The sequence below is a fragment of the Runella aurantiaca genome (assembly GCF_003339505.1).
GTDB lineage: Bacteria > Bacteroidota > Bacteroidia > Cytophagales > Spirosomataceae > Runella > Runella aurantiaca.
In genome coordinates this window covers 1-1,400 of sequence record NZ_QPIW01000060.1, presented here as the reverse complement: position 1 = coordinate 1,400, position 1,400 = coordinate 1, and the positions used below count along the sequence as shown (strand labels likewise).

The 1,400-nt window shown below is 43.6% G+C and carries 1 protein-coding gene; it reads left to right on the top strand.

Going from position 1 to position 1,400, the window contains the following annotated elements:
* Positions 1 to 1,348 (top strand): IS3 family transposase gene (locus DVG78_RS29810; protein ID WP_374755741.1). Its coding sequence is split into 2 segments (ribosomal slippage), with 1,350 coding nucleotides annotated over them: positions 1 to 356 and positions 355 to 1,348; the frame shifts between segments, so codons are not numbered across the junction. This gene is flagged as partial in the annotation.
* Positions 1,349 to 1,400: the final 52 nt, after the last annotated feature.

The following is a 1,400-nucleotide window of genomic DNA, read 5'->3' as shown; positions in this document are numbered from 1 at the left end:
AATTCCTCTTCTTCATCAGAACGTAAACCCGTTCTTTCTATCATCAAAGACATTCAGCGGCAGACTCGACGCCAATACTCCGTAGAAGAAAAAATCAGGATCGTTCTGGAAGGCTTGCAGGGAGAACAATCGGTAGCTGAGATATGCCGGCGTGAGGGTTTAAATCCGAATGTATATTATCGTTGGAGTAAGGAGTTTCTGGAAGCCGGCAAAAAGCGTTTAGCAGGCGATACGACTCGAGAAGCGACAGCTCCGGAAGTGCATTCGATGAAGTCAGAAAATGAGGCGCTTAAGCAATTAGTAGCTGAATTAAGCCTGGAAAACCGACTGTTAAAAAAAAGCCTTAAAGCAGACGATTAAGCCCTACCATCGGATGACACAGACTGAAAAAATGGAGATTATAACATTAGTAGAACAATCTTCTGACAGTATTAAGACTACTCTGCGTGAGTTAGGAATCAATCGTTCTACCTTTTATGGATGGTACAAGCAATATTTAACGCATGGGTATGACGGCTTAGCCCTATCACCGCTGCGTCGTCAGAGTGGTTGGAATCAGCTACCGCCTTCCCAAAAAAGCCGCATTATCGAACTGGCTTTAGAACATCCGGCGCTTTCCTGTCGGGAGCTGGCTTGCTATATCGTTGATAATGAGGGTTGGTTTGTCTCGGAGTCAACCATCTATCGACTTTTAAAGAAACAAGGTCTAATCACTACACCGGCTTATCGATTGATGGAGGCTGCCGATCACTTCGTTAATCCTACTACAGCTCCGAATCAACTCTGGCAGACCGATTTTACGTACTTCAAAGTTAAACAGTGGGGATGGTATTATCTGTCAACGGTGCTCGATGATTATTCACGATTCATTCTATCGTGGGAAATCTGCCCCGGAATGCAGGCTACTGATGTAGAAAGAACCCTGCAAAAAGCTTTACATGTCAGCGGATTGCCACATGAAAAACGACCTCGTTTATTATCGGATAACGGTTCGGCTTATGTGTCGCACTATCTGAAAGGTTATCTCAAGCAACAGGGGATTGAACATGTTCGCAGTGCACCATTTCACCCAATGACGCAAGGAAAAATTGAAAGGTATCATCGGTCCATGAAAAATATTCTATTATTGGAGCATTATTTTACCCCTGATGAATTGGCAGGAAGAATTGCAGAATGGGTGGAGTACTATAATCACCAACGTTATCATGAATCGCTCAATAATCTGACACCGGCGGATGTCTATTATGGCCGTCAGCAGCAAAGGTTGGAAGAACGCAAAAAAATTAAAAACGTGACGATGTTAAGCCGCAGGAAAAATTATATTTGTCAGCATGTTTCGACCGCCTAAAACCTCTCTTCCTTTTTAGCGGCTTCTGTCCACTTTCACTTGACGACATACA